We start from the raw sequence: 24,276 nt of genomic DNA on the forward strand, positions 1-24,276 counted from the left end.
ATGGCGAACGTTCAAACGGTCCAGGCGGCTCCTTCGAAGTGGACGCTCCCCGTCGCCTGGCGACATCGTGGAAGGGTGGAACCCAGCCAGGCAGCCTTCCGGCGTTGAAGTAGAATAGCCGCCCTTTCAATCACGACTTCTCCACAACTACGAAGCTCCAGCGGATATCGGCGCAGCACAGCATGTCTGTATTCCTATATCCTCATCCATGAAGGGGTATTTGGGGTAGAGCGAACACGACGCCATGAAGCAACAAACCACATTCACCATTACGGAAGACGATCTCACGCAGGCTATGCGCCTGCACGCATTCGGGAACTATCGCCAGTCGAAGACGATCGCAAAACTGGCGGCGATCTGGGTGGGAACCGTCATCGTGCTCATGCTCCTCACCTATGCCGATTGGCGCACTTGGTTCGATGGAGTCATCGCCGCTGCCGCTTCCGCGTCGCTCGCCAGCTTCGTCATGGGAGCGGTGCTCTTCGGTATTCCGCTGGTTCTCGGACCGCGCATCATCCGAAAGCGACTGGAACAGGAAAAGCTGCTCGCCGAACCGGGCACCGCGTCCTGGGACGATGAGTTCTATACGGTCACGCAGGAGAACGCGCACAGTCGGTACGCCTGGCGGGATTACGTGTTCCTCAGGGAGGACAAGAACGTCTTTATTTTCGCGACCTCGCGCTTCAACTACCAAGTCCTTCCAAAGCGGGCGTTGACGCCCGAGCAGATTGCGGACCTCAGACGCATTGTGAAGCGAAGCGTTGATCGATCGTAAGCCAGCGATAGCTTCTTGTGCTGGAGCTCGGTTCAGAGCTGGTGACGGATCAAGTTCATGCACCGAAACATGCGCAAACGCCTTCTCGAACTGGGATGTTTCCTTGCCTTGACAGGCGCAGCGGTCGCCGAGCCGAAAATCGATGAAGCCGGAGTGCCCTTTCCGCCGGTCCGCTGGACGGACGAAGAGGCCGAGGCGCAGGGATGGAAGCGCGCGGATATCGACCTTGGGGCTCCCAGCTTCAACTATGAGACCTATCTGCCCGAAGACGCCAGCATTCGGACCGCTCCCCTCGACGGGCCGAATTTCGAAGGGTTCGGTCATGTCGGCGTCGTGGCGAAATACGCTCTCGATTTCCCCTACGGCGCGATCGATGGCACGGTCACGGCGTTTCAGCTTCGCGATACGGGGGCTGCGAACCGCCTCTGTAAGGCGTTTCTATCCGCTAAAGAGTACAGGACGCTGATCGCCGATACCAATCGCGACCAGACGCACGCGCAGCTGCTGTCCGCCACATTCGACGAAAAGGACAGACCCCAACAGGGCTTCTTCGCGGACTGCCGCACGCGCGGGCACGACATGATCATCCATTCCTTCGAGTTTCCTCTGGCGCCGGCGAGCGAGCCCGCTGATCTCAATGCGCGTGTCGATGCCGCGCTCGATGTCGCCCTGCCGATCGTTTCCAATCTCGACTTTGACGACGGCCGACCGGACGGTTACGGCGACGCAGCCACATGGATCGACGTTCTGATCGGAGATGCGCCGACAAAACTGCCCGTCCCGAGCCCGCTGAAGGTGGTCTTCAACGACTTCGAAAAGCCTGGTGCCGCGAGAGAACTCTATCTTCTTGACCAAAGGGACGGAGGCGTCCGCGCTTTGGTGTGGCTTGCCGTTTTCGATACGCCTAAGGGGCCGATTCCGCTGGATGCGGGGGTGGAGATGGCGCAGCGTCAACTGATGGGGCAATCCGAGGGTTTGCCAAGGCCGAAACTGCAATCGCGTGAGCCGATCAACCTCTCTAGCGATGGCACCTTGAAGGGCGAAGCCTTTCGCTTCGCCGTCACCAATTCCAAAGGCGAGGGTGCCGGAACACTCGAAGGCAAGACGTTCTGGAACAACGGACGCTTGTTCGTCGTGAGCTACTATTCGAATATCGCCGAGGAAGAAGGCCGCCCTTTAAGCATGATCGTCACGCGCCTACCCGGCCAAAGCGCGTACGATCTCGTGCAAAGCGCGGTGCTCGCGGAGCAATGAGGAACCAGGCCGGCACTCATACGCACTCCGCCGGGTCAGTTAGCCAGAGCCGAATGTGAATGAGGCAGGAGGTCGTAGCAACGGCCGCTTCGCGGCATCACTAAAGAGCAAGCGGGTGTCTTAGAAAGGTCGAAACCGGACGGGCCGCTTCCAGGCATTCCTTTCCACTCAATACCCGGTTTCAACGAGCATAGAGCGGCGGCGGTAGCGGAACCGGATCGGGATTGCGTTCGACCCAGGAAACCGCGAGCGCACAGAGACGCTCCATATCACCACCACGAGCCTTGGCGTCGACAACGAGGTTGCCGGCTTCCGCCAAATCTGCCCCGCCCAATGGCGTGCCGCTCCCGACAAGAACGAGCCAAGCATCCGCCATTCGGTGAAAGTCGTCATCCCAGTTGGCGCCGCCATTGCCGTCCAGTTCGCGCTGAATTTTTCCCGCGAGGCGAACGACCTCGCCTTGGACGGTTTGCGCCGCGCCGCTCGAGGGCACCAGGAGCTCCCATAGTTCGTTGAAGCGATCTTCCCAGCGCGCGGCAGTAGCGATGATCGGCGACGTGCCGTCGTGCATGGTGCGCCGAGGAACCGGGGTGACATCAAACAGGCGGTAGAGCTCTTCAAGCGACCGACTTGCCTGATCGACGCGCTCAGGATTGAAGCCAGCGCGATGGAATTCGAAGGTCTCGCCGATGCGTGTAACACTCGTTCGGCATCGAGACGTCGCCTGCGCGCCTGCGTTCAACAAGGCTGCCGCCACATCGGCGGCTCGATCGACATTTGCATTCGTACAGTGTTCGAAGCAGCGCTCCAAGGGAGTCCGACCCTCCCCGTCCAAGGCATCGACGCTTGCCCCCGCAGCCAACAACTGGCGGACATTCGCAATCAGCCCGGCTCTGGATGCCCGATGAAGTGGCGTGCCTTTTCGGCTCCCCACACCGCGATCAACGTCCGCACCTAAAGTGACCAGCGCTTCGACCTTTCCGCGCCAATGACCTGCCTGGGAATGGAGCGGCGTTTCCCCATATTTGTCCTCGGCATGCAGGTCCGCGCCACGTCTCACCAACCAGCGCATCAACTCGTCGGGACATTCGGCAAATGCCAACGCGCTTTGCTTGAAAATGCCGCCTCGCGCATCGAGGTCACACTTGTCAAACACGGCCTTGAGCCGATCCAGGTCACCTTCGGTGAGAAGCTCCTCGAAGTTCTTGGGGAGGGTCGAACGCTTCTTGGGCATGGATGTCCAGTTCAGGAGGGATGGCTATACAGATGCGACGTTCACCGAAGGCATGCTGGGAATTCAGAATGGCAGCTTTACGGCAGGACATCGAGGCAATTCCGACCTCTGAGCTGACACCCCTCACCCCCACCCTCGGCAAGCCTCATGCGGAGGCCATGCCACTTGCCGCCAGCACAACCCCGGCGGGCTTCGCCAGGCATCGCCGGCCCCACCGCCTATGGCTTCCGCACGGTGTGGATCGCCCGCGCCGGGCAGGCCGACGAAGACCACGACCTTCCCGCCGCCGCAATCCTGCCGGACCTGAAGGCGTTGCTGCGGGTGTGAGGCGCGCGGATGCGGGTGAGCTCTGAGCGGGCGGGCCGGCATGGCGCGGGTCCGATGCATGCCGCTTCCCCGGGAGCGATCCGGGTGGTCCTCCCTCTCAGGCGCAGAGCCTCGATCGCGCGCCCTCACACCTCCGCCCGCGTCAAAACCCGCAGAAACGTGTCGTGCAGGTCCGGGCCGGCGAAGCCCAGGAGCGAGGCTGCGGCAGCACGGGCCGTGCGGGCGCGAAGCTCCGCGTCGGAGATTTCGCCCGCCGTCCAGAAAGACAGGATGCCGCGAAACGTGAAGGCCAGCTGATCGGGCAGGGTCTCGCGCGCGCACCGCGGATCTGAAAACCCCTCGGCCTCACCCAGAGCCCGCGCCCAATAGGCGCGCGACAGCGCCAGAACCTGACCCGGATGGCCTTCGGGCGCACCGAGCGTTGCCATGATCACTCGGTTCACCGCTGGCCGCTCCAGCATCACGGAGGCGGCGATCGCAACCGCCGCCAGAATGCGCGCGGCCGCGTCGCCCCCCGGTTCACGTGCCGCCAGGCGCGCATGCATCGCTGCGATCAGCTCCGCCGACAAAGCGTGCATGATCGCCGCCTTGCTGCCGAACTGATTGAAGGGCGTGGCAAAGCTCACGCCCGCCTCGGCCGCCAGCTCGCGCATCGAAAAGGCGGGCTCGCCTTTCTCGAGCAGTCGCTCGGCCGCCGCGAGCACGCGCTCGCGGGTGGTCGCGCTCGGACGGGGTTTCGCGGACGTCTTGGCCCCGGAGGCGCTCGCCCCGGAAGACGCAGCCGCGGGTGCGGCCGGACCGGCCTTTGCATCGGAGAGGGAGGGTGTGGACTTGCGGCGCGGCATGGCGGAATTATATCACGATATAATCTGTTGATCGGATCAGGAGCTAGCATGAGCCATATGGCAACAAAAACCTTTCTCATCACCGGCGTCAGCTCGGGTCTCGGACGGGCCTTCGCGGAGGGCGCGCTTGCCGCCGGCCACCGCGTCGTCGGCACGGTGCGGCGCGCGGAAGACGGCGAGCGGTTTGCCGCCGCCGCACCCGATCGCGCCCATCCCCTCCTCCTCGATGTCACCGATTATGCCGCGATCCCGGATGCCGTTGCCGGCGCGGAGACGGCAGCGGGGCCCGTCGATGTTCTCGTCAACAATGCCGGCTATGGGCATGAAGGCGTGCTCGAAGAATCTTCCATCGACGATCTTCAGCGCCAGTTCGCGGCCAACGTCTTCGGCCCCGTCGCCATGATCAAGGCGGTGCTCCCCGGCATGCGTCAGCGCCGGCGCGGCCACATCGTCAACGTCACCTCCATGGGCGGCTTCATCACCATGCCGGGCATCGCCTTTTACTGCGGCAGCAAATTCGCCCTCGAAGGCATTTCGGAAGCGCTCGGCAAGGAGCTCGCCGGCTTCGGCATCCGCGTGACGGCGCTCGCCCCCGGCCAGTTCCGCACCGACTGGGCGGGCCGCTCGATGGACCGCACACCGCGCAGCATCGCCGATTATGACGAGGTGATGGACCCGATCCGCGCCGCCCGCCAGGCCAAGAGCGGCAACCAGCCGGGCGACCCGAAGAAGGCCGCAGATGCCCTCCTCGCTCTCGTCGCGGCCGAGACCCCGCCCCTGCGCCTGTTTCTGGGCGAGGATGCGCTCGGGCTCGTCGAGCAGAAGCTGGCGGCCATGCAGGCCGAGCTCGCCGCCTGGGACGGCCTCTCCCGCTCGACGAGCTTCGACGCTTAGAGCGCCGTCTCACGCATGACCGGGCGGCACCGGGCTCCCCGCGGCCGCCCCGCCTGGCGACCAAAAACCCGAAAAACCTTTCAGCCAGCCGGGCCGGCCTCGTCCTCATATCGCAAGAGATCGCCCGGCTGGCAGTCGAGCGCGCGGCAGATGGCGGCCAGCGTTTCGAAGCGCACGCCCTTCACCCGTCCCTGCTTCAGGAGCGACAGGTTCGCCTCGGTGATGCCGACCGTCTCGGCGAGATCCTTCGACTTCATCTTGCGCATCGCGAGCATGACATCCAGCGTGACGACGATCGACATTCCTCCCGCCCCGCTCACACGAACGCGGCATTTTCGCGGGCGAGAACGACCGCCTTCGCCATCACCGCCGCGATCGCCCACACCATGCCGGCAAAGAAGAGATCTCTCAGATCGCCGCTTGCGAGCCCGAGCGTCACGAAGCGCTCGCCCGGCGGGTTCGACAGCGAAATGACGGCGCTCGCCGGCGCGCGCATCAAAAGCCCGAGCGCCACGGAAACCGCCGTCATGCCGGCAAATCCGCGCAAACCACGCACCACCTCCGGGTCGAAATAGGTGCCGGCGGCAAAGAGGCGGAAACACCGCCGCGCCTTGAGAAGACCCACGGCCGTGAAGACCGCGGGAACGAGCGTCAGCGCCGCGCCGGCAAGCCGCTGCCAGAGCGCGAGATCGTGCGGCACATGGGCGGAGATCTGCGCCGAAGGGTCCGCAAGGGCGGCGCGATAAAGCGTTTCCCCGTCCTGAAACATCCACATGAAGAGGATCGTCGCGGGCAGCGTGACCGCAACGATCACGCAGGTCGCGGCGAGAGCCCGGCAAAGCAGGCGCATGCGCCAGGCCGCCTCGCGCGGCCGCCCCGGCTCCAGCCCGAGAGAGGCATCGAGATCAGCTTGCATGGAAACCTCCAGCAACGAAAGACGCGTCGTCTCTAGCGCAGGCCTCCCTGCGCGGCAAGATTATTTTATTGTTTTACAGAAATTTCTTTCTGCTATAGAAGGAGGAATCGGCAAATCAATGGAGCTCCCGATGGTCGTCTCGATGTCATTTGGCCGCCGCTCTCTCAGCCTTGCGCTCGCGGCAGGCCTGGTCACTCTCGCCTGTGCCGCGCCCGCTGCGGCTGCGCCCTCCCCCAAGGCGCGGGTCACGGTCGCGGCCGTCGTCCAGGGTCTCGTCCAGGCGGACACCTCCAAGGAGGCCCGCGACGAGGTGGTCGCCTATCTGAGCGGGCTCGTGGAAGGTTTTGCGGCGGCCGAGCGCGCCCGCCTCGCCGCCGGCGAAAAGCCGTTCCTGTGCCAGGACATCTCCGGCAGCCTCAGCGCCCAGGAGCTGATCGCCGCTTTCCAGAAGGCCGCGCCCGACACCGCCACCTGGACGCAGACGGAGGCCGCCCCCGTGATCGTCGACCATCTCGTCGAAAAATACGGCTGCCACTGACATTCATCTGAAATCTATCTGAGATCCCTCTCAGAGATCTGCCAAAGGGCGCCCGGCGGGATCGGATCGTCGGTCTCGGCATGGCAAGCGCCGAGACCCTCCATTTTGGCCCGCCCGACCCTTTTTTTGCCCGATTGTGTTTCGCGGGAGAGGATGCGACGTTTCTGCATGCTCAAGAGGTCAGCTATTTTGCCGCTCGCCGCGGCCGTCCTATGGATCGGCGCGCTGCTGCAAGTTCACGCTCAGTCACTCGATCAGAAGCTGCGGTCCGGCTTCGAGGCCGGTGCCCTCCCGGGGCTCCACGGTGCCATCGTGGATTTGAAGGGCGAAAGGCTCGCAGAAGTATACTTCCCCGGCGAGGACGAACGCTGGGGCCGGCCGCTCGGGCTCCAGACCCATGGGCCGGACACATTGCACGATCTGCGTTCGGTGACGAAATCGGTGGTCGGGCTGCTCTATGGAATTGCGTTGTCCGAGGGCAAGGTTCCGGGGCCGGAAGAGCCGCTTTATGCTCACTTTCCTCAGTACCCCGACCTTCTTGAGCAACAAGGACGAGACCGGATTCTGGTCCGGCACGCGCTCTCCATGCAGATGGGGCTCGAATGGGACGAAGACCTGCCCTACGACGACCCCCACAACAGCGAAGTCGCGATGGAAATGGCGCCTGACCGCTATCGCTACGTCCTGGAACAGCCCATCCGTGAGCCGCCGGGGGGAAGCTGGATCTATAGCGGTGGAGCGGTTGCGCTTTTGGGCAAACTCATCGAGACCGGCACCGCCATGAAACTCGATGCCTTTGCCAAGGAAAAGCTCTTCGCTCCTTTGGGCATTGAGAACGTTGAGTGGATCGCAGGCGCGGACGGCGAACCTTCGGCGGCGTCAGGGCTGCGCTTGACCTTGCCGGACTTGGCGAAGATCGGGCAGATGGTCGCCGATGGAGGCCGCTATAAGGGCAAGCAGATCGTTCCCTCAGACTGGCTGGCGCTCTCGTTTCAGCCCCGCGCACAGGTCAACGAAACGACGCAATACGGCTATCTCTGGTATCTTGCAGGCGGCAAGGATCGCATTATCGCCATTGCGGTCGGAAACGGCGGCCAGAGGCTGACCGTGCAGCCCGATCCCGGCCTCGTCGTTGCGTCCTTTGCGGGCCGCTACAATGATCCCGAAGCCTGGCGGACGTCGCTCAAGGTCCTTCTCGATTTCGCCGTTCCTGAGGCAAAGCGTCGGCTTGCCGAATAGGTCATCGCTCGCAACAGCGACGGCCTTTCCACCTCGAGCCCCCCAGGCCCCAGGCCGCAGGCCCCAAAAAAGGGGGGAGAGAGCGACTGAGAAGCCCCTCACGAAACGGCAGCGTTGCCCCAGTCGCAGCTCTGGAGCGCCGGCCGACACGCGCCGACCAGCCCACCGAAGACCACAATCTCCCGCCGCCGTCCTTCTGGAACCGTCCTTCTGGATTTGAAAGCCCTGCTAAGGGTGTGAGGATTTGCAGATCTGCGAACTTCTTTAAAGTGGAGACATAAAGGCTAAGCGTAGGATCGGGCTAGCCGACGCCTTGCACCAGTAACGTTCAGGCGCATTCTCACGAGCGCTTCACTGACTCCAAACAGCTCGCTTGCTGCTGGCACGGAATAATCGTTCCGCGCGATCCACAGTGCTGCTTCTTCAGAAATTAGAAGTGCCGGTCCGAGCCAGCTCGCTTCCTCTTCTTGAGTAACGTCATATCCTCGTGTTCCGTCGCAACCGAATGGTGGGCTGGGAGGGTGCATAAGGATACCGTGGCTAAGCTCGTGTGCGATATCAGCTCTTTGGCGCTTAGGCGAATGACCGTCGTTGAAAACGACAAGCCGGTGGCGATTACTGCATACTGTAACGGCAGAGAAATCTTTCTGCCCCCTCGAGCTACGAAGGTAGGCAACTTCAGCGGGGTGCTTGATGGCAAATTCCTCGAGGGAGACAACAGGCAAACCTAAGTGATCTGCAAGCTGCCACGGGCACAGCGGCTCAAACGGTTCGAGACCAATCTCCTCGCGAAATATGCGGGCATACCAATTTGCTTCTGACTTAAACCCGCGCCGTAGACCCATTCCCTACTCCTTACGCAATCGCTCGTAGGCTGTCTTAATAAGTGTCTCCAGCGCGTCCGCGCCTTCCTTTGATAGCAGTGGATCGGCCCTAAGATAGGTCGTTATTTGGGCCAGCGAGCTAACGCTTCCATCTGCCGAAATTCGAGAGCGAACAAACTGATCTGCTTTAAGCCCGGACCACGTACACAAAGCCGCTAGACTGTCGACATCTGGTCTCCTCCCCTGGGAAATACGGGTTAATGTGGAGGGACTGACCTCCGCTTCTTGTGCCACTTTCTTCCACGTCAAGCGCCTAGATTGCCGCTCGGCATCCAGGGATGCAAAGAAGGCGTCTCCGTCGAATTTCGTTCCAGACATTCATTTTCACTCTTGCAACCGTAGCGGTCAAGTACCTACATAGCTTTCCGATTGCACTTATGCAATCTGATGTGCAGGAGAAAACGATGTCAAAAGGAAAAGGTGGCGGCCACTACCGCAGCGCGATTTCGGGCAAATACGTGACCTCAAAGCACGGGAAAGCGAGTCCGAACACCACAGTCCGAGAAGCCCCAGGCAAGAGCGGCAGTTCGGGGCCGCACTACCGGAGCGCGATCACGGGGCGGTATGTCACCACAAAACACGGCAAGACTAGCCCCAATACGACGGTCCGCGAAGACTAGGCTCTTCCATATTGCCGGGGCCGCTAAGCGGTCCCGGCGGAGCTGCAGGCCAAGTTGTGATTTCTGATCAGATTGTTCCGGCGAGGGCTTGAGCGGGTGATCGTCCGATGAGGCTGGCATGGGGTCTCTGATGGTTATACCAGGCGATCCACCGGGAGCGAATTGCCTAAGGCCGGCACCCTCCCGTCGCATGGCACGCCCCGCCGATAACATCGGAGGAAGGCAGCTCTGCATCGACGACGGTCGCTGGGATTGCCCAGACGGTTTCGCCCTATCGTTATGCCAGCGGCGCGCCGGAAATTATTGCCAGACGATTACTGGCACTCATAAACTAATGTGACAGAAACCGTAAGAGCACAACTCTCCTGCGGACTATATGACGAAAGCATTTTCCTCGACTTTGAAACTGGGAGAACTCTCGGTCGAGAGTGGTAGTGATTTATCAGCCTGCTGCGAAAGAATCTCGTACACATGGCGAAGACGCTTTCTATCGATCTTCGCGAGTTTGCCATCGAGTTGAACTAGAGTGGCAAGTCGCCCCCCCATGCGGTCCAACGGTTCGGGAGGAGCGCATCAAGCTCGATCCGCCAGTACCAGCGATATCGCTTAAGAGGTTCTGTGAAACCTGCACGCGCGCACCTGACGCTGCTCAAACCTTCCCTCCGCAAGCCTCGTGCAGAAGCCAGCCATTGGCAGCCGGCACAGCCCTACGGGTTTTGCCGTGCACACAACGTGCAGGCCCGGGCGCGTCCCCACCACCGCGCACCCCCACAAAATCATGAACGCGAGAGTCTTGTTTTCTGAAGCATGTCCGAATAGGCAGGCGCCACGTTTCCCTGTGCACAATGGACCCGAACATGCCGAACAGGATTCTGCTCTCGCTCGCCGTTCTCATGGCCGCCTTCAGCGCGTCGGCGCAGGCGGAAGCGACGAGCTATCCCCTGACGATCGAAAATTGCGGCCGGGAAATCACCTTCGACAAGGCGCCGGAGCGCGCCGTCGCGCTCGGGCAGAACACCGCCGAAATCATGCTCCTCCTCGGGCTGAAGGACCGGATGGCCGCCACCGCCTTCTGGCCGAACGAAGTGCTGCCGGAGCTGCGCGCGGCAAAGGACGAGGTCGATGTCCTGACGGTCGAATTTCCGACGCTCGAATCCGTCCTGTCGAAGCGGCCGGATTTCGTCGCCGCGATGCTGACGACGCTCCTCGGGCCGGACAGCAAGGTCGCAAAGCGCGACGATTTCGAACGCCTCGGCATCCCGACCTATCTCGCGCCGAGCGCCTGTTCGACGACGCTCGACGCCAACGACGCCTATGGCAGCCGCGACGCGCTGTGGACCATGGACCTCCTCTATCAGGAGATCGACGACCTGGCGCGGATCTTCGACGTCGCCGATCGCGGCGAGGCCCTCATCGCCGATCTGAAGGCGCGCGAGGCGGCCTTGCGTGCCGAATTCTCAGGTCCCGCAAACCCCACCTTCGTCTTCTGGTTCTCAAGCCCCTCGCCCGCGGACGATGCCTATCTCGGCGGCGGCAACGGCCCGTCGGGCTATATCGCCGATCTCCTCGGCGGCTCGAACGCCATCAAGACCGAAGCCGACTGGCCGACGCTCGGATGGGAAGGCATCATGGCCGCCGATCCGACCGTCATCGTGGCCTCGCAGGTCGATCGCAAGCGCTGGGCGCTCGACGCGGCGGACGCGAAGATCGCCTATCTGACCTCCGACCCGACCGTCAGCCAGATGCAGGCGGTCAAAAAGGGCCGCATCGTCGTCATGAGGGGCGCGGCCATGAATCCGAGCATCCAGACCCTCTACGGCGCCGAAGAGGTCGCCAAGCAATTGCGGACGCTCGACCTCCAGTGACGACGGCAGAGACAGCGCCCGGGGCAGCGCCAGCGACATTGCAAGAGACTGCGCCAGAGACATTGCAAGAGACTGAGGAAGAGGCTCTGGCAGAGATCGCGGAAGACGGGGCGGGCTGGCTCGCCCTCTTCCTCGCGCTCATGCTCGTGGCGCTCGCCTTTGTCGTCGCCCTGGCGACGACGATCGGCGACTTCAGGATCGGGCTCGGGACGGTGGTTCTGGCGATCAGCAACGGTCTCGGGCTCACCGGCGCCGATATCCCGCCCATTCAGGAATCCGTCGTCTGGGATCTGCGCCTCAGCCGCGCGCTGGTGGCGGCCTTTTCCGGGGCCGGTCTCGCGCTCTGCGGCGCCATCCTGCAGGCGCTTCTGCGCAACCCGCTCGCCGAACCCTTCGTGCTCGGCGTCTCCGCGGGCGCTTCGACCGGCGCCGTCTGCGTCATCGTCCTCGGCATCGGGGCCGGCAGCCTCTCCCTGTCGATGGGCGCGTTTGCCGGCGCCTTTGCGGCCTTCGCCCTCGTCGCGCTTCTCTCCAACGGCGCCACCAGCGGCCCGAACCATACGATCCTCGCCGGCGTCGCGGCGGCGCAGCTCTTCAACGCCCTCACCTCCTACATCGTGACGACGTCGGGCAACGCCCAGCAGGCGCGCGACGTGATGTTCTGGCTTCTCGGCAGTTTCGGCGGCGTGCGCTGGCCGGATTTTCAGCTTCTCACCCTCGTCATCGCGTTCGGCCTCGCCGTCTGCCTTTGGATGGCCCGCTCGCTCGATGCCTTCACCTTCGGCGACGAGGATGCGGCGGCGCTCGGCGTGCCGGTGGCGCGCATCCGCCTCGTCCTCTTCGCGGTGACGGCGCTGATCACGGCGACGATCGTCAGCATGGTCGGCGCGATCGGCTTCGTCGGCCTCGTCGTTCCCCATGCGGCGCGCTACATCGTCGGCCCGCTGCATCTGCGCCTTCTGCCGGCCTCGGCCGCGCTTGGCGCCGTCTTCATGGTGCTCGCAGATATCGCCTCGCGCGTCGTCGCCACACAGCAGACCGTGCCGATCGGCGTCGTGACGGCACTCGTCGGCGTGCCGTTCTTCGCCATCATCCTCTATCGCGCGCGGCCCACGACATGACGCGCATGGCGATCCGCGCCGACAATCTCACCTGGGGCGTCGGACGAAAAACCATCGTGCGCGATGTCTCCCTGCGCGTCGAAAAGAACGAGACGCTCGGGCTCATCGGCCCGAACGGCTCGGGCAAATCCTCGCTGCTGCGGCTTCTCGCCGGGCTGAAGCGGCCGCGTTCGGGACAAGTCGAGATCGAGGGACGCGAGATCGGAAACCTGTCGCGCCGCGCTCTCGCGCGCCAGCTCGCCTTCGTTCAGCAAAGTGCGGCATCGGACACCAATCTCAGCGTGCGCGACGTGGTGAAGCTCGGGCGCACGCCGCATCGCTCGGCCCTTTCCGGCTGGTCGCCCGCCGACGAAGCCGCCGTCGCCGCCGCCATCGCGCGCGTCGACATGGTCGAGCGTCGCGCCCAGCCCTGGCAGACGCTGTCCGGCGGCGAGCGCCAGCGCGTCCATATCGCCCGCGCGCTGGCGCAATCGCCGACGATCATGTTCCTCGACGAGCCGACCAACCATCTCGACATCCACCACCAGATCGAGATCCTGCGCATGGTCCGCGATCTCGACCTCACCAGCGTCGTGGCGCTGCACGATCTCAATCTCGCGTCCATGTTCTGCGACCGCATCGCCGTCATTGCGGGCGGCGCCCTCGTCGCCTGCGACCTGCCGTCGAACGTCCTGACCGAGCCTCTGTTGCGCGACGTCTTCCGCATCAAGGCGGAAGTGAGCCCCGCCGACGACACCGGCCGCCCCCACATCCGCTTTCGCAGCGAATGAGCGGTTTGCGGATCTGACCGAACCCCAAAACGCTCACCGCGCCGCCGCAAGGCCGCACCGTGCGCTCCCACCTCCCCCTTGTGGGGAGGTCGACGCTCCGCCAGGAGCGTCGGGTGGGGGTCGCCGAATTCGTTCCAGCCACCCAGCGCCGATTTCCTTAGCGGACCCCCACCCCTAACCCCTCCCCACAAGGGGGAGGGGGACGGCCGTGCCCACTCTGAAAACTGTGCCCGCTCTCAAATCCAGGCACGCCCTCAAATACGGGAACGCAAGTCCATTCCCGCCATCTTCACGCCCCCAACGCCGCTCCACCCCCTCCGGCGCCTATTTCTCCAGCAAGGCCACGCCGCACGCGCCCACCTCCCCCTTGTGGGGAGGTCGACGCTCCGCCAGGAGCGTCGGGTGGGGGTCGCCGCGGACCCGTCAGATCTCAGACGTTGTTTCTTCTAGCGGACCCCCACCCCTACCCCCTCCCCACAAGGGGGAGGGGGACATCCGTGCCCACTCTCAAACCCGTGCCCACTCTGAAATCTGTGGCCCCCCGCAACGCCCCCCTTCGGTGCCCGCATTCCAGTAAGGCCGCGGCGCTCACGCCCGCCCTCTCAGCCGCTCGAGATGCTGCCGGAGCACGGACGCAAAGGCCGCGACCTTGTCGGAGCGGAAGGCGCTCGGCGCGGTGAGGAGATGGATCGCACGCGCGGCTCCCATACCGCCTCCCATCTCACCCCCCGAAAACGCATCGAGCACCGTCACGAGATCGCCGCGCGCGAGATGCGGTGAGAGAAAGATATCGGGCGCGCGCACCAGCCCGTGCCCGGCGATCGCCTGGCGGATCGCCGCCGAGGCGCTGTTGACGGCAAGCCGCCCCGCCACCTCCACCACCTTCTCTTTCTTGCCGTCGCGAAAACGCCACCGCCGCGGCGGGTCGTCGTTCAAATCGAGGATCGCCTGGTGATCGGCGAGATCGTCGGGATGGCGCGGCGTGCCATGTGCTTCGAGATAGGCGGGGCTTGCCGCGATCTGCGACGTGATCGCCCCGATGCGCAGCATCCTGTAGCTTGAATCCCGCGGCACGCTGATGCGCACCGCAAGGTCGAACCCGCCCGCGACGAGATCCGTCATCGCGTCCGACAGAACGAGATCGACGCGCATTCCGGGATAGGTGTCGATGAAGGTCTGGGCGGCGTCCGCCAGGCACAATTCGCCGAAGGTCGTGCCGGAGGTGATGCGCAGCCGCCCGGCGAGCTCGGTGTCGCTGTCGATCAACGCCGCATCCGCCGCCTCCAGCGAATCCAGCACTTTTCGCGCATAGGGGAGCCAGCGCTCGCCATCCTCCGTCAGCGAGACGGAGCGGGTCGTGCGGTAGAGAAGCGCGCGCCCGAGCCTTTCTTCGAGCGCGGCGACATATTTGCTGACAAGCTTGTTGGAGATGCCGAGCCGCTCTCCGGCCGCCGTGAAGGAGCCCGTCTCGACCACGGCGACAAAGCTTCGGATCCCGTCCGCATAATCCATATTGTCCACGATACGGCGACAGTCATTCGCCCATCAAGCCCGTTATCGCGACAGACCGCCCGCCCTAAATTCCGTCCATGAACGCGCACCCAGCACGCGCCCCCCAGCGTCCACCATTACCCGGCGCGCCCTTCCGCGGCGCGCCCCAAGGAGATGTTTCATGGCGACCAGCAACGCCCCGCTTTCGATCGACCATATTGCCCTCACCGTCCGCGATCTCGACACGGTCGGCGATTTCTATGAGCGCGTCATAGGCCTTGAAAAAATCGCCGGCGATGGCGAAAGCCGCCTCCTCGGCGAGGGCGACCGGCCGCTGATCGAGCTCCGCCGCGACGCGCAGGCGCGGTCCCTCCCCTTCGAGGCCGGCCTCTTCCACACGGCCTTCCTCCTCCCCCATCGTGACGATCTCGGCCGCTGGCTCCGGCGTTTCGGCGAGGCCGGCGGACGGCTCGAAGGCGCCTCCGACCATCTCGTCTCCGAGGCCGTCTATCTCCGGGACCCCGAAGGCAACGGCATCGAGATCTACGCCGACAGGCCCCGCACCGACTGGACCTTCGAGGGCCAGATGATCGTGATGGACACGCTGCGGCTCGATATCCAAAGCCTCCTCCAGGCCCCCGGCCGCTGGTCCGGCGCGCCCGACGGCACCGTCATCGGCCACGTGCATCTGCAGGTCGGCGATCTCGCGGCGGCCGAAGCCTTTTATGCCGGCGAGCTCGGCTTCGACCTCGTCTCGGAGCTTCCCGCCGCGCGCTTCTTTTCAACCGGCGGCTACCACCATCACATCGGCACCAATGTCTGGAACAGCCGCGGCGCCGGCCCGCGCAGCCCGGATGCCGCCGGCCTCAGCGAACTCGTCCTCGCCGCAACCCCGGAGGAAGCCGCCCGCCTCGGCGCAAAAACCGTCACCGACCCCTCTTTCACCGCCCCCTCTTTCACCGACCGCTCTTTCACCGACCCTTGGGGCAACCGCATCGCCATCCACCCCCGCCCCGCAAACGCCGCCGCCGCATAACCCCGAAAGGCCGCGCCGCACACGCCCACCTCCCCCTTGTGGGGAGGTCGACGCGCCGCCAGGAGCGGCGGGTGGGGGCCGCTGAGGCCCCGTCAGATCTCAGACGTTGTTTCTTCCAGCGGACCCCCACCCCTAACCCCTCCCCACAAGGGGGAGGGGGACGGCCGTGCCACGCTCAAACCCGTGCCCGCCCTCAAATCCAGGCACGCAGATCCATTCCCGCCGCCCTCGCGGTCCGGGCGCCACTCCACCCCCTTCGGCGCCCACTTCTCCAGCAAGGCCGTGCCGCACACGCCCACCTCCCCCTTGTGGGGAGGTCGACGCGCCGTCCGGCGCGTCGGGTGGGGGTCGCCAAGGCCCCGTCAGATCTCAGATTTTGTTTTTCTTAGCGGACCCCCACCCCTAACCCCTCCCCACAAGGGGGAGGGGGACGGCCGTGCCACGCTCAAACCCGTGCCCGCCCTCAAATCCAGGCACGCAGATCCATTCCCGCCGCCCTCGCGGTCCGGGCGCCACTCCACCCCCTTCGGCGCCCACTTCTCCAGCAAGGCCGTGCCGCACACGCCCACCTCCCCCTTGTGGGGAGGTCGACGCTCCGCCAGGAGCGTCGGGTGGGGGTCGCCGAGGCCCCGTCAGATCTCAGATTTTGTTTTTCTTCGCGGACCCCCACCCCTAGCCCCTCCCCACAAGGGGGAGGGGGACGGCCGTGCCACCCTCAAACCCGTGCCCACTCTCAAATCCAGGCACGCAGATCCATTCCCGCCGTCCTCGCGCCCCAACGCCGCTCCAGCCTCCCCGGAGCCCATTTCTCCAGCCAGGCCGCGCCGCACGCGCCCACCTCCCCCTTGTGGGGAGGTCGACGCTCCGCCAGGAGCGTCGGGTGGGGGTCGCCGAGGCCCCGTCAGATTTCAGACGTTGTTTCTCCTAGCGGACCCCCACCCCTAACCCCTCCCCACAAGGGGGAGGGGGACGGCCGTGCCACGCTCAAACCCGTGCCCTCCCTCAAATCCAGGCACGCAGATCCATTCCCGCCGTCCTCGCGCCCCAACGCCGCTCCAGCCTCCCCGGCGCCCATTTCTCCAGCAAGGCCGTGCCACGCGCGCCCACCTCCCCCTTGTGGGGAGGTCGACGCTCCGCCAGGAGCGGCGGGTGGGGGTCGCCGAGGCCCCGTCAGGCCGCAGCGTCCGTTCTCATCTCACCCGCCACCCGTTCACGGCGTCGCTTCGTCGTCCGCGGGAATGAAGCGCAAAACGCCGGCGAGGCGCGCCGGCCGGCCGGTGTCGGAGGGATGCTCGACGCCGTCCGTGACCGGCACCTCGGCGAAATCGAACGGGCTCAGCCCCTGAAGACATGCGACGTTGACGCCGTACTGAAGCGGGTCGGAGCGCCGCTGATGGTGCGTGTAGATCCCGCAGCGCGAACAGAAAAAATGCTCCGCCGTGCCGGTGTTGAAGGGATGACGCGTCAAAAACGCCTCGCCCTGAAGAATCCGGACGCCGCCCGTCACCGCCGAGACGGCGACCGCACCGCGCATCCGGCAAAAAGAGCAGGTGCACCGCCGCGCTGTCGCAAGATCATCGACAAGCTCCGCCGCAAAACGCACCGCCCCACAATGGCACTGCCCGCTCCGTACCGTCCGTTCCGCCACCATGATCTGATCTCCCAAAGCCGTGTTTTGGCGCGAGGTTTGCGGGGGAAGCTGGCGGCAGCGCGGCGAACGCTTCCCCAAGCAGAGCCATGCATATGGAGGCCATACCTAACTTGCAACGCCCTCCCTGAAGACGAAGGGGCGGACTGACGCGACAGACACCTCTCTATCCATCGAACGGATGCTTAGCGCCTTTTACCGCCGACAGTGCCTGGCAACGATTCCGAAAAGCCGAGTTTAAGACCTTAGTGCGCGCAAAAATAATAATTAAATGTACGGCGCCAATTTCAACCTTTCGTCTATCTTAAGCGCCATCTCGTACATGATATCATAGACCGCTTCTTCGAATCCAATATAATATGAAACTTCATCGACAATATCCCTCTTACCATGAGCAATCTGATTACGCCTACTAACCAAAGTCGATATTTTTGCTCGATGAACGTCCAATGCATCTATTTTTATATCCGCATCCTCAAGAAGACCCCCAAGAATATTAGGCCATAGATTGCTTTTTGTGTCTACATCGGGAAAATCCGGAACCGGCTCGTAGAGCGCCGTAGTAAAATTTTCTATTTCAATCAGAAGATATTCAGATGAAAGTCCCCTAAGACTTTTTATCTTCTGGCTGAGCGCGAACAGGCGAGTTTTTACCGGAAGGGTTCCGCAATTTGCGACTGCCTCTTTGGCACAATCATAGAAAACTGTAAGTGCCGTTTTTGCGAATCCTTCATAGTGAGCATATAAAAGAGCCCAGGAAACTCTAAGCAACACTTTCTTCTGATGACTACTGAGATCTTTTCTCGCCAGCAGAAGCTTCAAAGAGCCCAGCTCTGCCTCGCGCCAACTCAGATCATCTGAGATCAAATCAAGCGGCAATCTCTGCACATAGATACTCCTGCACAACCTGGATTCTTTCATGCAGCTTTGGAATTGTATTCGCCCCGGGCCCTGTCGCGCTTTTAAATCTATCGCTTCCAAAGGCCGCTCTCAGACGCGACAAAATATCATCCGCAGAAACGTCAATCAGGTCATCATACCGCTCAACGAAGGCCACACAGACGGCCTCATAGTACGCGGGTGCTAGGCGACCAGTCGCTTCACCATGAGTGTTGAAGCGAGTGAAGGCCTGATTTCCGAGTTTATCAAAAATAGCATTAAAAGTTTTTTCGAAAAGTGCCGCCATTGCATGGCTATTGAAATTGCCAAGACCAAAAAGGATACTCTCCATATATCCATCCAACCATTCCTCAATGTTTCCTTTAAACGTATGTCTGGAATTTACTAGAGCGAAGAACCTAAGCACCAACTCTTCGTTGGCACGCTGCTCTACCATGCTCTCAGGAAGGCGCGAGATCGTTGAAGCGAACGGCTCGAACTGCGCGAGCCGCTGCAGCAGCTCATAAAAGTCGGCACCACCCTCAATCATCCGAGAGGAGCAGTTTCGAATCTCCTGAGCAGAGAGCAGCGAGCCACCAGTGTTTAGACGCTTAAAAAGCTCGTATTTAACGAATGCATCGCCAGATTTATTAATAATTGTAGCTCTAATAGGTGTACGCTTTATTTTTAAGCGTAAAACTGTGCTTATTGTACTAAAAGTTTCTCCGTTTATATCTTTTATAAAATCACACCCCTCCAGAATTAACTCAGGTTGATTTATTGCTTTATAATCTAAAAATTGGAGAACAGAGCTTGTTCGCTGCAAGCCATCTATAAGCTCTAAAATACCATCATCATTTTCGATTAAGAAAATTGGGGGTATTGGAAGTCCCATAATAATCGACTCTATTAACCTAGATCTTTGCTCATTCGACCAACGAAACAACCTTTGATATTCTGGGCGAATAATAATTTCACCATCTTTATGTAGATTAAGTAGTTCGCCGAACGAAAAATCTACTGCCGTCGTGCGAATTTCACGGTCATGGTTGCTCTGAACGCTGTCAGTCAATTTTGATACCTTCATAAAGTTACGATGACTCTGCATCGCAGTGAAAGAATGGGTGACACCGCTCTTTAGAGTTCGTCACGACTATAATCGGTCTGGGAACCACGGGGCGTCAACTTTATCATCTGTCCCATTTCAAAGCCACCATTACGCTTCGGCCCATTGCAGTCATCCCCCCAGAAGAAACGACTGAGCATCTAATCCCTACCGCATCCTCAGCCTGTCTCCGAATGGGGGCCATTTGAAATCATAGCTCGCCTACCCCCGCGTCAGCCCATCCAAAAACAGATCCGCAAGCCGGGTCACATCGTCCTCGAACCCCGGCCCGGTGCGCACCAGGCACATGCCGATGAGGGTCAGAAGAAGATCCTCGGGCGTCACGTCCTCGCGCATGCGCCCGGCCTCTTTGGCGCGCTCCAGCAGGCGCGCGATCGCGCCGGTGAGGCTCGTGTAGGAATAGGTGTAGATCTCCGAGGATTTGTCGACGGCGAGCGCCAGCGCCGTCAGCATGCCCTGCTTCGTGGCAATCAGCCGGATATTGGCGTGCACCCATTGGCGCAGCGCGGCCACCGGGTCCGCCTCGGCTTCGAGCCGTTCGGCGAGCGCCACCATCTCGTTGATCTCGCGGCGATAGACGGCCTCAAACAGCGCCTCGCGCGTCGGAAAATGCCGGTAGAGCGTGCCGATGCCCACCCCCGCCGCCTTCGCCACGCCTTCCAAAGTCGCCTGCCCGCCATGGGTGCGAAACACCTCGGCCGCGGCGGTGAGAAGCCGCTCGCGGTTGCGCAGATAATCGGCGCGTGGCCTGCGCCTTGGCTGTTCCAGTTTCCGTTCCATCTAATCTTCTACGCCAATCTTTTCACTGCGCGTCTCTTGAAAGCGGAGGCACCCTCCATATAACTCATGCGAGCCAGGCCCGGCAGTGCGCAGTGCGCCTTCCGGCCTGCGCGACGGAAAACCGCCGAATGCGCTCAAGCCGCGGCGGCGTTTCCGGCCCGACCTCTTGTCCAAAGGTGGCCGCATGACCCTCTCTATCAGCCTCACCATCAATGGCGAGCCACGATCCGTCGCAATCGACGATCCGCGCGTCACGCTCCTCGATCTTCTGCGCGAGCGCCTCCATCTCACCGGCACCAAGAAGGGCTGCGACCGCGGCCAGTGCGGCGCCTGCACCATCCTCGTCGATGGCGAGCGGGTGAATTCCTGCCTGGCGCTCGCCATCAGCCATGACGGTGCCGAAATCACCACCATCGAAGGCCTCGCCGAAGGGGACCGCCTGCATCCCGTGCAGGAAGCCTTCATCGCCCATGACGGCTTCCAATGCGGCTATTGCACACCCGGCCAGATCATGAGCGCCGTCGGCCTCATCGCCGAGGGCCATGCGCACGGCGATCCCGAGCGCGTGCGCGAATTGATGAGCGGCAATCTTTGCCGCTGCGGCGCCTATCGCGGCATCACGGAAGCGGTGCTCGAGGCCGAAGCGAAGCTCGCAAGCCGCGAAAGGGACGCCGCATGAACCGCTTCGATTATATTCGTCCCGCCTCCATCGCCGAGGCCGTCGCCGCCGGCTCCGAACCGGGTTCCGTCTATCTCGCTGCCGGCACCAATCTTCTCGACCTGATGAAGGGCGGCGTCGCGCGCCCCGACCGCCTCGTCGACGTCACGCATCTGCCGGGCCTCGGCGCCATCGAAACGCTCTCCGACGGCGCCATGCGCATCGGCGCGCTCGTCAAGAATTCCGCGCTCGCCTACGACGCGGCGTTCTCCGCCCGCTTTCCGGCCGTCGCCGAAGCGCTTCTCTCCGGCGCCTCGGCGCAGCTCCGAAACGCCGCGACCGTCGGCGGCAACCTCCTGCAGCGCACCCGCTGCCCGTACTTCTATGACACCGCCAGCGCCTGCAACAAACGCGCGCCCGGCTCCGGCTGCGACGCGCTCGGCGGCGCCAATGAGGGCCACGCGATTCTGGGCTTCAGCGAGCATTGCATCGCCACCCACCCGTCCGATTTCTGCGTCGCGCTGACGGCACTCGGCGCCATCGTCGAGATCGAGGGACAGGGTGGCCGCCGCGAGGTGCCGATCACCGATTTCTATCGCCTGCCCGGCGACACGCCCGAGCGGGAAAACCTGCTCGCCCCGGGCGAGATGATCGTCGCCCTGCGCCTTCCGGCCGAAGCCGCCGCCTTCGCCGCCAACCAGCGCTATCTGAAAGTCCGCGAGCGCACGTCCTATGCCTTCGCCGTCGTCTCGGCCGCGGCCGCGCTCACACTCGAGGATGGCACGATCACCGAGGCCCGCCTCGCGCTCGGCGGTGTCGCGGCAAAACCCTGGCGCGCCTTTGAAGCCGAGGCGCTCCTCGCCGGCCGTCCGGCAAACCGCGCCGCCTTCGAAGAAGCCGCCGAGATCGCCTTCGCGGCGGCAAAACCCTCCGGCGACAATTCCTACAAGATCGCGCTCGGCCGCCGCCTCGTCGTGCGGGCGCTGGCGATGGCCGCCGCCGGCACTCCGGAGGAGATGCCGGCGCTCCCCGCCTCGCCCTTTGCCGCCCTCCCCGACGGCGTCATCCCGCAAGATGTCCAGCCAGAAGGAGCCCCCCATGTCTGAGATCGCACAGCTCACACCCGGCCCGCGCCAGCGCCACGGCTCCAGTATCGGCCAGCCGCTCACCCGCGCCGATGGCCGCCTCAAAGTCACCGGCGCCGCCATCTATGCCGCCGACAACCATCCGGACGGCCTCCTCCACGCCGTCATCGTGCCGGCGAAAATCGCCCGCGGCCGCGTCACCTCCCTCGATGTCGCCGCCGCCAGGGCACATCAGGGCGTCGTCGAGGTGATGACGCCGGAGAACCGCCCGCCGCTCGCCATGGACCCGCACGAAAAATCCAACCCGCTCATGTTCCGCATGCATCTGCTCTCAGACCCGACGGTGCGCTATGCGGGCGAGCCGATCGCCGTCGTCATCGCCGAGACTTTGGAAGCGGCGAAAGAAGGTGCGGCCCTCCTCGCCCCGCGCTACGAGGCGGACACCCCGGAAGTCAGCCTCGATGCCGAGCCATACACGCCCGAGGCCGTCGGCCCGGGCCGGCCGGCGGACGCCACGAAGGGCGATGTCGATGCGGGCTTCGCCGCGGCCGCCCAGGTGATCGAGGCGGTCTACGAGACGCCGCCGCAATACCACAACGCCATGGAGCCGCATGCCGTCGTCGCCCGCTTCGACGGCGACAGCCTCTTCCTCGACATGCCCACCCAGGGCCTTGCCATGTCGCGGATGCGCATCGCCGGCCTTTTTGGCCTGAACCCTGAGAACATCCATATCCGCAGCCCGTTCTTGGGCGGCGGCTTCGGCTCGAAAGGCTCCGTCTCGAGCCCGGAAGCGCTCGGCATTCTCGCGGCCCAACTCACCGGGCGCCCGGTGAAGCTCGTCCTCGCCCGCGAAGAGATGTTCGGCCCCGTCGGCCATCGCGGTCAGACGCGGCAGACGGTCCGTCTCGGCCTCGACGCAGAGGGCGCCCTCACGGCGCTCGATCACCTCACCCGCGCCGCCACCAGCCGCTTCGACGAGTTTCTGGAGCCCTCCTCCGGCGTCGGCCAGTCGCTCTACAACGTGCCGGCGCTCCACACCGCGCATGAAGGCGTGCGCATCGATATCGGCACGCCCTCCTTCATGCGCGCGCCGGGCGAGGCCTCGGGCTCGATCGCCCTTGAAAGCGCCATCGACGAGGCGGCCTACGCGGCCGGCATGGACCCGCTCGCCTTCCGCCTCAAAAACTACGCCGAGGTCGAGCCGATCTCCGGAAAACCCTTCTCCTCCAAGGCGCTCAAGGAATGCTACCGCGAAGGGGCCGAGCGCTTCGGCTGGGCGGGTCGCCCGCTCCAGCCGCGCCAGATGCGCGATCCGTCGGGCCGCCTTCTCGGCTGGGGCATGGCGACGGCGATCTTTCCCGCGCTCATGTTCCAGGGCAATGCCCGCGCCGTTCTCCGCCGCGACGGCACCGGCGTGATGGAGGCGGGCGCCCACGATATGGGCCAGGGCGCCTGGACGGCCTTTGCCCAGATCGCCGCCGATTCTCTCGGCCTGCCGGTCGAGGCGGTCGATTTCCGTTCCGGCACGTCGGACCTCCCCGATGCCGGCCTCGCCGGCGGCTCGAGCCATACGGCCACCGCCGGCAACGCCATCCACCGCGCCGGTGCCGCCGTCATCGACAAGCTCGCCTCCCTCGCCGTCGCCGACGAGCGCTCACCCCTCTTCGGCGCCGGCAATGTCGGAGTCGTCGCCCGCGAAGGCCGCCTCACCCGCCGCGACGACGAGACGGCGACCGAGAGTTTTTCCGACATTTTGACGCGCGCCGGCCTCGACGAGATCGCGGCCGAAGGCCAGGCGGGGAGCGATGCGGCCGCCCAGGAGGCCTATGCCATGCACGCCCATGGCGCCGTCTTCGCCGAAGTCGCCGTCGATCCGGAGCTCGGCCAGATCCGCGTCAACCGGCTCATCGGTGCCTTCGCCGCCGGGCGCGTCATCAATCCGCGCATGGTGGAAAGCCAGTATCTCGGCGGCATGATCTGGGGCCTCTCCTTCGCGCTCCACGAAAAGGCCGTCCACGACCGCCGCACCGGGCGCATCGTCAACGCCAACTTCGCCGAATACCGCGTGCCGGTGAACGCCGACATTCAGGGGCTCGAAGCGATCCTGGTGCCGGAAGAAGACCCCCATGTGAACCCGCTCGGCATCAAAGGCGTCGGCGAAATCGGCATCACCGGCACCGGCGCCGCCCTCGCCAACGCCATCTTCCACGCCACGGGAAAGCGTGTGCGGAGTTTTCCGATCGGATTGGCGGAGGTGATGTAGGGTGGCGGAATTTGATAGCCTTTGGATA

At 63.6% G+C, this 24,276-nt stretch carries 25 protein-coding genes; 13 read left to right on the top strand and 12 right to left on the bottom strand.

The window, feature by feature from the left end; translation table 11 throughout:
• Positions 1-244 precede the first annotated feature (244 nt).
• Entirely contained in the window at positions 245-775 is a 531-nt protein-coding gene (locus ACK8CP_RS10735; RefSeq protein ID WP_414831756.1) for a YcxB family protein, read from the top strand.
• A 69-nt stretch (positions 776-844) separates the two neighbouring features.
• Positions 845-2,029: a hypothetical protein gene (locus tag ACK8CP_RS10740; RefSeq protein WP_414831757.1), complete on the top strand. Its 1,185-nt coding sequence runs from the start codon at positions 845-847 to the stop codon at positions 2,027-2,029.
• Positions 2,030-2,210: 181 nt separating this feature from the next.
• On the opposite strand, the gene ACK8CP_RS10745 is transcribed toward ACK8CP_RS10740, so the two are convergent.
• Positions 2,211-3,263, bottom strand: coding sequence for an ankyrin repeat domain-containing protein (locus ACK8CP_RS10745; protein ID WP_414831758.1), 1,053 nt, complete (start codon positions 3,261-3,263; stop codon positions 2,211-2,213).
• Between the two features lie 165 nt (positions 3,264-3,428).
• Between ACK8CP_RS10745 and ACK8CP_RS10750 the strand changes: the two genes are divergently transcribed.
• On the top strand, positions 3,429-3,590 hold the full coding sequence (locus tag ACK8CP_RS10750) for a hypothetical protein (RefSeq protein WP_414831759.1): 162 nt from the start codon (positions 3,429-3,431) through the stop codon (positions 3,588-3,590).
• A 125-nt stretch (positions 3,591-3,715) separates the two neighbouring features.
• On the opposite strand, the gene ACK8CP_RS10755 is transcribed toward ACK8CP_RS10750, so the two are convergent.
• Entirely contained in the window at positions 3,716-4,435 is a 720-nt protein-coding gene (locus tag ACK8CP_RS10755; protein ID WP_414831760.1) for a TetR/AcrR family transcriptional regulator, read from the bottom strand.
• A gap of 57 nt (positions 4,436-4,492) precedes the next feature.
• Between ACK8CP_RS10755 and ACK8CP_RS10760 the strand changes: the two genes are divergently transcribed.
• Positions 4,493-5,329, top strand: coding sequence for an oxidoreductase (locus ACK8CP_RS10760; protein ID WP_414831761.1), 837 nt, complete (start codon positions 4,493-4,495; stop codon positions 5,327-5,329).
• 80 nt (positions 5,330-5,409) lie between these two features.
• Here ACK8CP_RS10760 and ACK8CP_RS10765 read toward each other — a convergent pair whose 3' ends face one another.
• Both ACK8CP_RS10765 and ACK8CP_RS10770 read right to left on the bottom strand, forming a co-directional pair.
• A complete protein-coding gene (locus ACK8CP_RS10765) occupies positions 5,410-5,631 on the bottom strand; it encodes a helix-turn-helix domain-containing protein (RefSeq protein ID WP_414831762.1) in 222 nt (73 codons plus the stop codon).
• Positions 5,632-5,645: 14 nt separating this feature from the next.
• Complete coding sequence (locus ACK8CP_RS10770; protein WP_414831763.1) at positions 5,646-6,245, bottom strand: DUF2975 domain-containing protein; 600 nt, start codon at positions 6,243-6,245, stop codon at positions 5,646-5,648.
• Positions 6,246-6,363: 118 nt separating this feature from the next.
• Here ACK8CP_RS10770 and ACK8CP_RS10775 point away from each other — a divergent pair, with 118 nt between their 5' ends.
• The gene (locus ACK8CP_RS10775) at positions 6,364-6,783 is read left to right on the top strand and encodes a hypothetical protein (RefSeq protein ID WP_414831764.1); all 420 of its coding nucleotides are present in this window, start codon (positions 6,364-6,366) and stop codon (positions 6,781-6,783) included.
• Positions 6,784-6,951: 168 nt separating this feature from the next.
• Positions 6,952-8,022 carry a serine hydrolase domain-containing protein gene (locus tag ACK8CP_RS10780; RefSeq protein WP_414831765.1) on the top strand — a complete coding sequence of 357 codons (1,071 nt, stop codon included), beginning with the start codon at positions 6,952-6,954 and terminating at the stop codon, positions 8,020-8,022.
• Between the two features lie 284 nt (positions 8,023-8,306).
• Here the strand turns inward: ACK8CP_RS10780 and ACK8CP_RS10785 are convergent, their stop codons facing one another.
• The 3 genes from ACK8CP_RS10785 to ACK8CP_RS10795 all read right to left on the bottom strand — a co-directional run bounded on the left by ACK8CP_RS10785 (position 8,307) and on the right by ACK8CP_RS10795 (position 9,689).
• Positions 8,307-8,867 carry an ImmA/IrrE family metallo-endopeptidase gene (locus tag ACK8CP_RS10785; RefSeq protein ID WP_414831766.1) on the bottom strand — a complete coding sequence of 187 codons (561 nt, stop codon included), beginning with the start codon at positions 8,865-8,867 and terminating at the stop codon, positions 8,307-8,309.
• Between the two features lie 3 nt (positions 8,868-8,870).
• Entirely contained in the window at positions 8,871-9,224 is a 354-nt protein-coding gene (locus ACK8CP_RS10790) for a helix-turn-helix domain-containing protein (protein ID WP_414831767.1), read from the bottom strand.
• Between the two features lie 369 nt (positions 9,225-9,593).
• On the bottom strand, positions 9,594-9,689 hold the full coding sequence (locus ACK8CP_RS10795; protein ID WP_414834240.1) for an integrase core domain-containing protein: 96 nt from the start codon (positions 9,687-9,689) through the stop codon (positions 9,594-9,596).
• 730 nt (positions 9,690-10,419) lie between these two features.
• On the opposite strand from ACK8CP_RS10795, the gene ACK8CP_RS10800 reads away from it, so the two are divergent.
• The 3 genes from ACK8CP_RS10800 (at position 10,420) to ACK8CP_RS10810 (ending at position 13,282) form a co-directional block, all read left to right on the top strand.
• Complete coding sequence (locus ACK8CP_RS10800; RefSeq protein WP_414834241.1) at positions 10,420-11,391, top strand: ABC transporter substrate-binding protein; 972 nt, start codon at positions 10,420-10,422, stop codon at positions 11,389-11,391.
• A 140-nt stretch (positions 11,392-11,531) separates the two neighbouring features.
• Complete coding sequence (locus ACK8CP_RS10805) at positions 11,532-12,512, top strand: FecCD family ABC transporter permease (RefSeq protein ID WP_414834242.1); 981 nt, start codon at positions 11,532-11,534, stop codon at positions 12,510-12,512.
• Positions 12,513-12,517: 5 nt separating this feature from the next.
• Positions 12,518-13,282 carry an ABC transporter ATP-binding protein gene (locus ACK8CP_RS10810; RefSeq protein WP_414834243.1) on the top strand — a complete coding sequence of 255 codons (765 nt, stop codon included), beginning with the start codon at positions 12,518-12,520 and terminating at the stop codon, positions 13,280-13,282.
• A 588-nt stretch (positions 13,283-13,870) separates the two neighbouring features.
• On the opposite strand, the gene ACK8CP_RS10815 is transcribed toward ACK8CP_RS10810, so the two are convergent.
• Entirely contained in the window at positions 13,871-14,794 is a 924-nt protein-coding gene (locus ACK8CP_RS10815; protein ID WP_414831768.1) for a LysR family transcriptional regulator, read from the bottom strand.
• Between the two features lie 160 nt (positions 14,795-14,954).
• Between ACK8CP_RS10815 and ACK8CP_RS10820 the strand changes: the two genes are divergently transcribed.
• The gene (locus ACK8CP_RS10820; RefSeq protein WP_414831769.1) at positions 14,955-15,809 is read left to right on the top strand and encodes a VOC family protein; all 855 of its coding nucleotides are present in this window, start codon (positions 14,955-14,957) and stop codon (positions 15,807-15,809) included.
• A gap of 1,210 nt (positions 15,810-17,019) precedes the next feature.
• On the opposite strand, the gene ACK8CP_RS10825 is transcribed toward ACK8CP_RS10820, so the two are convergent.
• The 4 genes from ACK8CP_RS10825 to ACK8CP_RS10840 all read right to left on the bottom strand — a co-directional run bounded on the left by ACK8CP_RS10825 (position 17,020) and on the right by ACK8CP_RS10840 (position 20,242).
• Positions 17,020-17,460, bottom strand: coding sequence for a GFA family protein (locus ACK8CP_RS10825; RefSeq protein ID WP_414831770.1), 441 nt, complete (start codon positions 17,458-17,460; stop codon positions 17,020-17,022).
• Between the two features lie 264 nt (positions 17,461-17,724).
• Positions 17,725-18,345 carry an MAE_28990/MAE_18760 family HEPN-like nuclease gene (locus tag ACK8CP_RS10830; protein WP_414831771.1) on the bottom strand — a complete coding sequence of 207 codons (621 nt, stop codon included), beginning with the start codon at positions 18,343-18,345 and terminating at the stop codon, positions 17,725-17,727.
• Positions 18,326-19,408, bottom strand: coding sequence for a DUF262 domain-containing protein (locus ACK8CP_RS10835; RefSeq protein WP_414831772.1), 1,083 nt, complete (start codon positions 19,406-19,408; stop codon positions 18,326-18,328). Before ACK8CP_RS10835 ends, ACK8CP_RS10830 begins: the two co-directional genes overlap by 20 nt.
• Before the next feature lie 255 nt (positions 19,409-19,663).
• Positions 19,664-20,242: a TetR/AcrR family transcriptional regulator gene (locus ACK8CP_RS10840; protein WP_414831773.1), complete on the bottom strand. Its 579-nt coding sequence runs from the start codon at positions 20,240-20,242 to the stop codon at positions 19,664-19,666.
• Positions 20,243-20,426: 184 nt separating this feature from the next.
• Between ACK8CP_RS10840 and ACK8CP_RS10845 the strand changes: the two genes are divergently transcribed.
• From ACK8CP_RS10845 to ACK8CP_RS10855, 3 genes are read left to right on the top strand one after another with little or no spacing between them, the layout of a single operon-like run.
• On the top strand, positions 20,427-20,921 hold the full coding sequence (locus tag ACK8CP_RS10845; RefSeq protein ID WP_414831774.1) for a (2Fe-2S)-binding protein: 495 nt from the start codon (positions 20,427-20,429) through the stop codon (positions 20,919-20,921).
• Positions 20,918-22,006 (top strand): FAD binding domain-containing protein, encoded by a 1,089-nt coding sequence (locus ACK8CP_RS10850; RefSeq protein WP_414831775.1) that lies wholly within the window; start codon positions 20,918-20,920, stop codon positions 22,004-22,006. The genes ACK8CP_RS10845 and ACK8CP_RS10850 overlap by 4 nt, the downstream gene beginning before the upstream one ends.
• Complete coding sequence (locus ACK8CP_RS10855; RefSeq protein ID WP_414831776.1) at positions 21,999-24,248, top strand: xanthine dehydrogenase family protein molybdopterin-binding subunit; 2,250 nt, start codon at positions 21,999-22,001, stop codon at positions 24,246-24,248. The genes ACK8CP_RS10850 and ACK8CP_RS10855 overlap by 8 nt, the downstream gene beginning before the upstream one ends.
• Positions 24,249-24,276 lie beyond the last annotated feature (28 nt).

Source organism: Afifella sp. YEN Y35 (assembly GCF_047553465.1).
Lineage (GTDB): Bacteria > Pseudomonadota > Alphaproteobacteria > Rhizobiales > Afifellaceae > Afifella > Afifella aestuarii.

Coding starts and splice junctions, on each gene's coding strand:
- ACK8CP_RS10770 (WP_414831763.1), bottom strand. CDS start 6,245: ATGCAAGCTGATCTCGATGCCTCTCTCGGGCTGGAGCCGGGGCGGCCG.
- ACK8CP_RS10815 (WP_414831768.1), bottom strand. CDS start 14,794: ATGGATTATGCGGACGGGATCCGAAGCTTTGTCGCCGTGGTCGAGACG.
- ACK8CP_RS10735 (WP_414831756.1), top strand. CDS start 245: ATGAAGCAACAAACCACATTCACCATTACGGAAGACGATCTCACGCAG.
- ACK8CP_RS10820 (WP_414831769.1), top strand. CDS start 14,955: ATGGCGACCAGCAACGCCCCGCTTTCGATCGACCATATTGCCCTCACC.
- ACK8CP_RS10780 (WP_414831765.1), top strand. CDS start 6,952: ATGCTCAAGAGGTCAGCTATTTTGCCGCTCGCCGCGGCCGTCCTATGG.
- ACK8CP_RS10745 (WP_414831758.1), bottom strand. CDS start 3,263: ATGCCCAAGAAGCGTTCGACCCTCCCCAAGAACTTCGAGGAGCTTCTC.
- ACK8CP_RS10785 (WP_414831766.1), bottom strand. CDS start 8,867: ATGGGTCTACGGCGCGGGTTTAAGTCAGAAGCAAATTGGTATGCCCGC.
- ACK8CP_RS10760 (WP_414831761.1), top strand. CDS start 4,493: ATGGCAACAAAAACCTTTCTCATCACCGGCGTCAGCTCGGGTCTCGGA.
- ACK8CP_RS10855 (WP_414831776.1), top strand. CDS start 21,999: ATGTCTGAGATCGCACAGCTCACACCCGGCCCGCGCCAGCGCCACGGC.
- ACK8CP_RS10775 (WP_414831764.1), top strand. CDS start 6,364: ATGGAGCTCCCGATGGTCGTCTCGATGTCATTTGGCCGCCGCTCTCTC.
- ACK8CP_RS10765 (WP_414831762.1), bottom strand. CDS start 5,631: ATGTCGATCGTCGTCACGCTGGATGTCATGCTCGCGATGCGCAAGATG.
- ACK8CP_RS10845 (WP_414831774.1), top strand. CDS start 20,427: ATGACCCTCTCTATCAGCCTCACCATCAATGGCGAGCCACGATCCGTC.
- ACK8CP_RS10800 (WP_414834241.1), top strand. CDS start 10,420: ATGGCCGCCTTCAGCGCGTCGGCGCAGGCGGAAGCGACGAGCTATCCC.
- ACK8CP_RS10740 (WP_414831757.1), top strand. CDS start 845: ATGCGCAAACGCCTTCTCGAACTGGGATGTTTCCTTGCCTTGACAGGC.
- ACK8CP_RS10825 (WP_414831770.1), bottom strand. CDS start 17,460: ATGGTGGCGGAACGGACGGTACGGAGCGGGCAGTGCCATTGTGGGGCG.
- ACK8CP_RS10850 (WP_414831775.1), top strand. CDS start 20,918: ATGAACCGCTTCGATTATATTCGTCCCGCCTCCATCGCCGAGGCCGTC.
- ACK8CP_RS10790 (WP_414831767.1), bottom strand. CDS start 9,224: ATGTCTGGAACGAAATTCGACGGAGACGCCTTCTTTGCATCCCTGGAT.
- ACK8CP_RS10810 (WP_414834243.1), top strand. CDS start 12,518: ATGGCGATCCGCGCCGACAATCTCACCTGGGGCGTCGGACGAAAAACC.
- ACK8CP_RS10840 (WP_414831773.1), bottom strand. CDS start 20,242: ATGGAACGGAAACTGGAACAGCCAAGGCGCAGGCCACGCGCCGATTAT.
- ACK8CP_RS10755 (WP_414831760.1), bottom strand. CDS start 4,435: ATGCCGCGCCGCAAGTCCACACCCTCCCTCTCCGATGCAAAGGCCGGT.
- ACK8CP_RS10805 (WP_414834242.1), top strand. CDS start 11,532: ATGCTCGTGGCGCTCGCCTTTGTCGTCGCCCTGGCGACGACGATCGGC.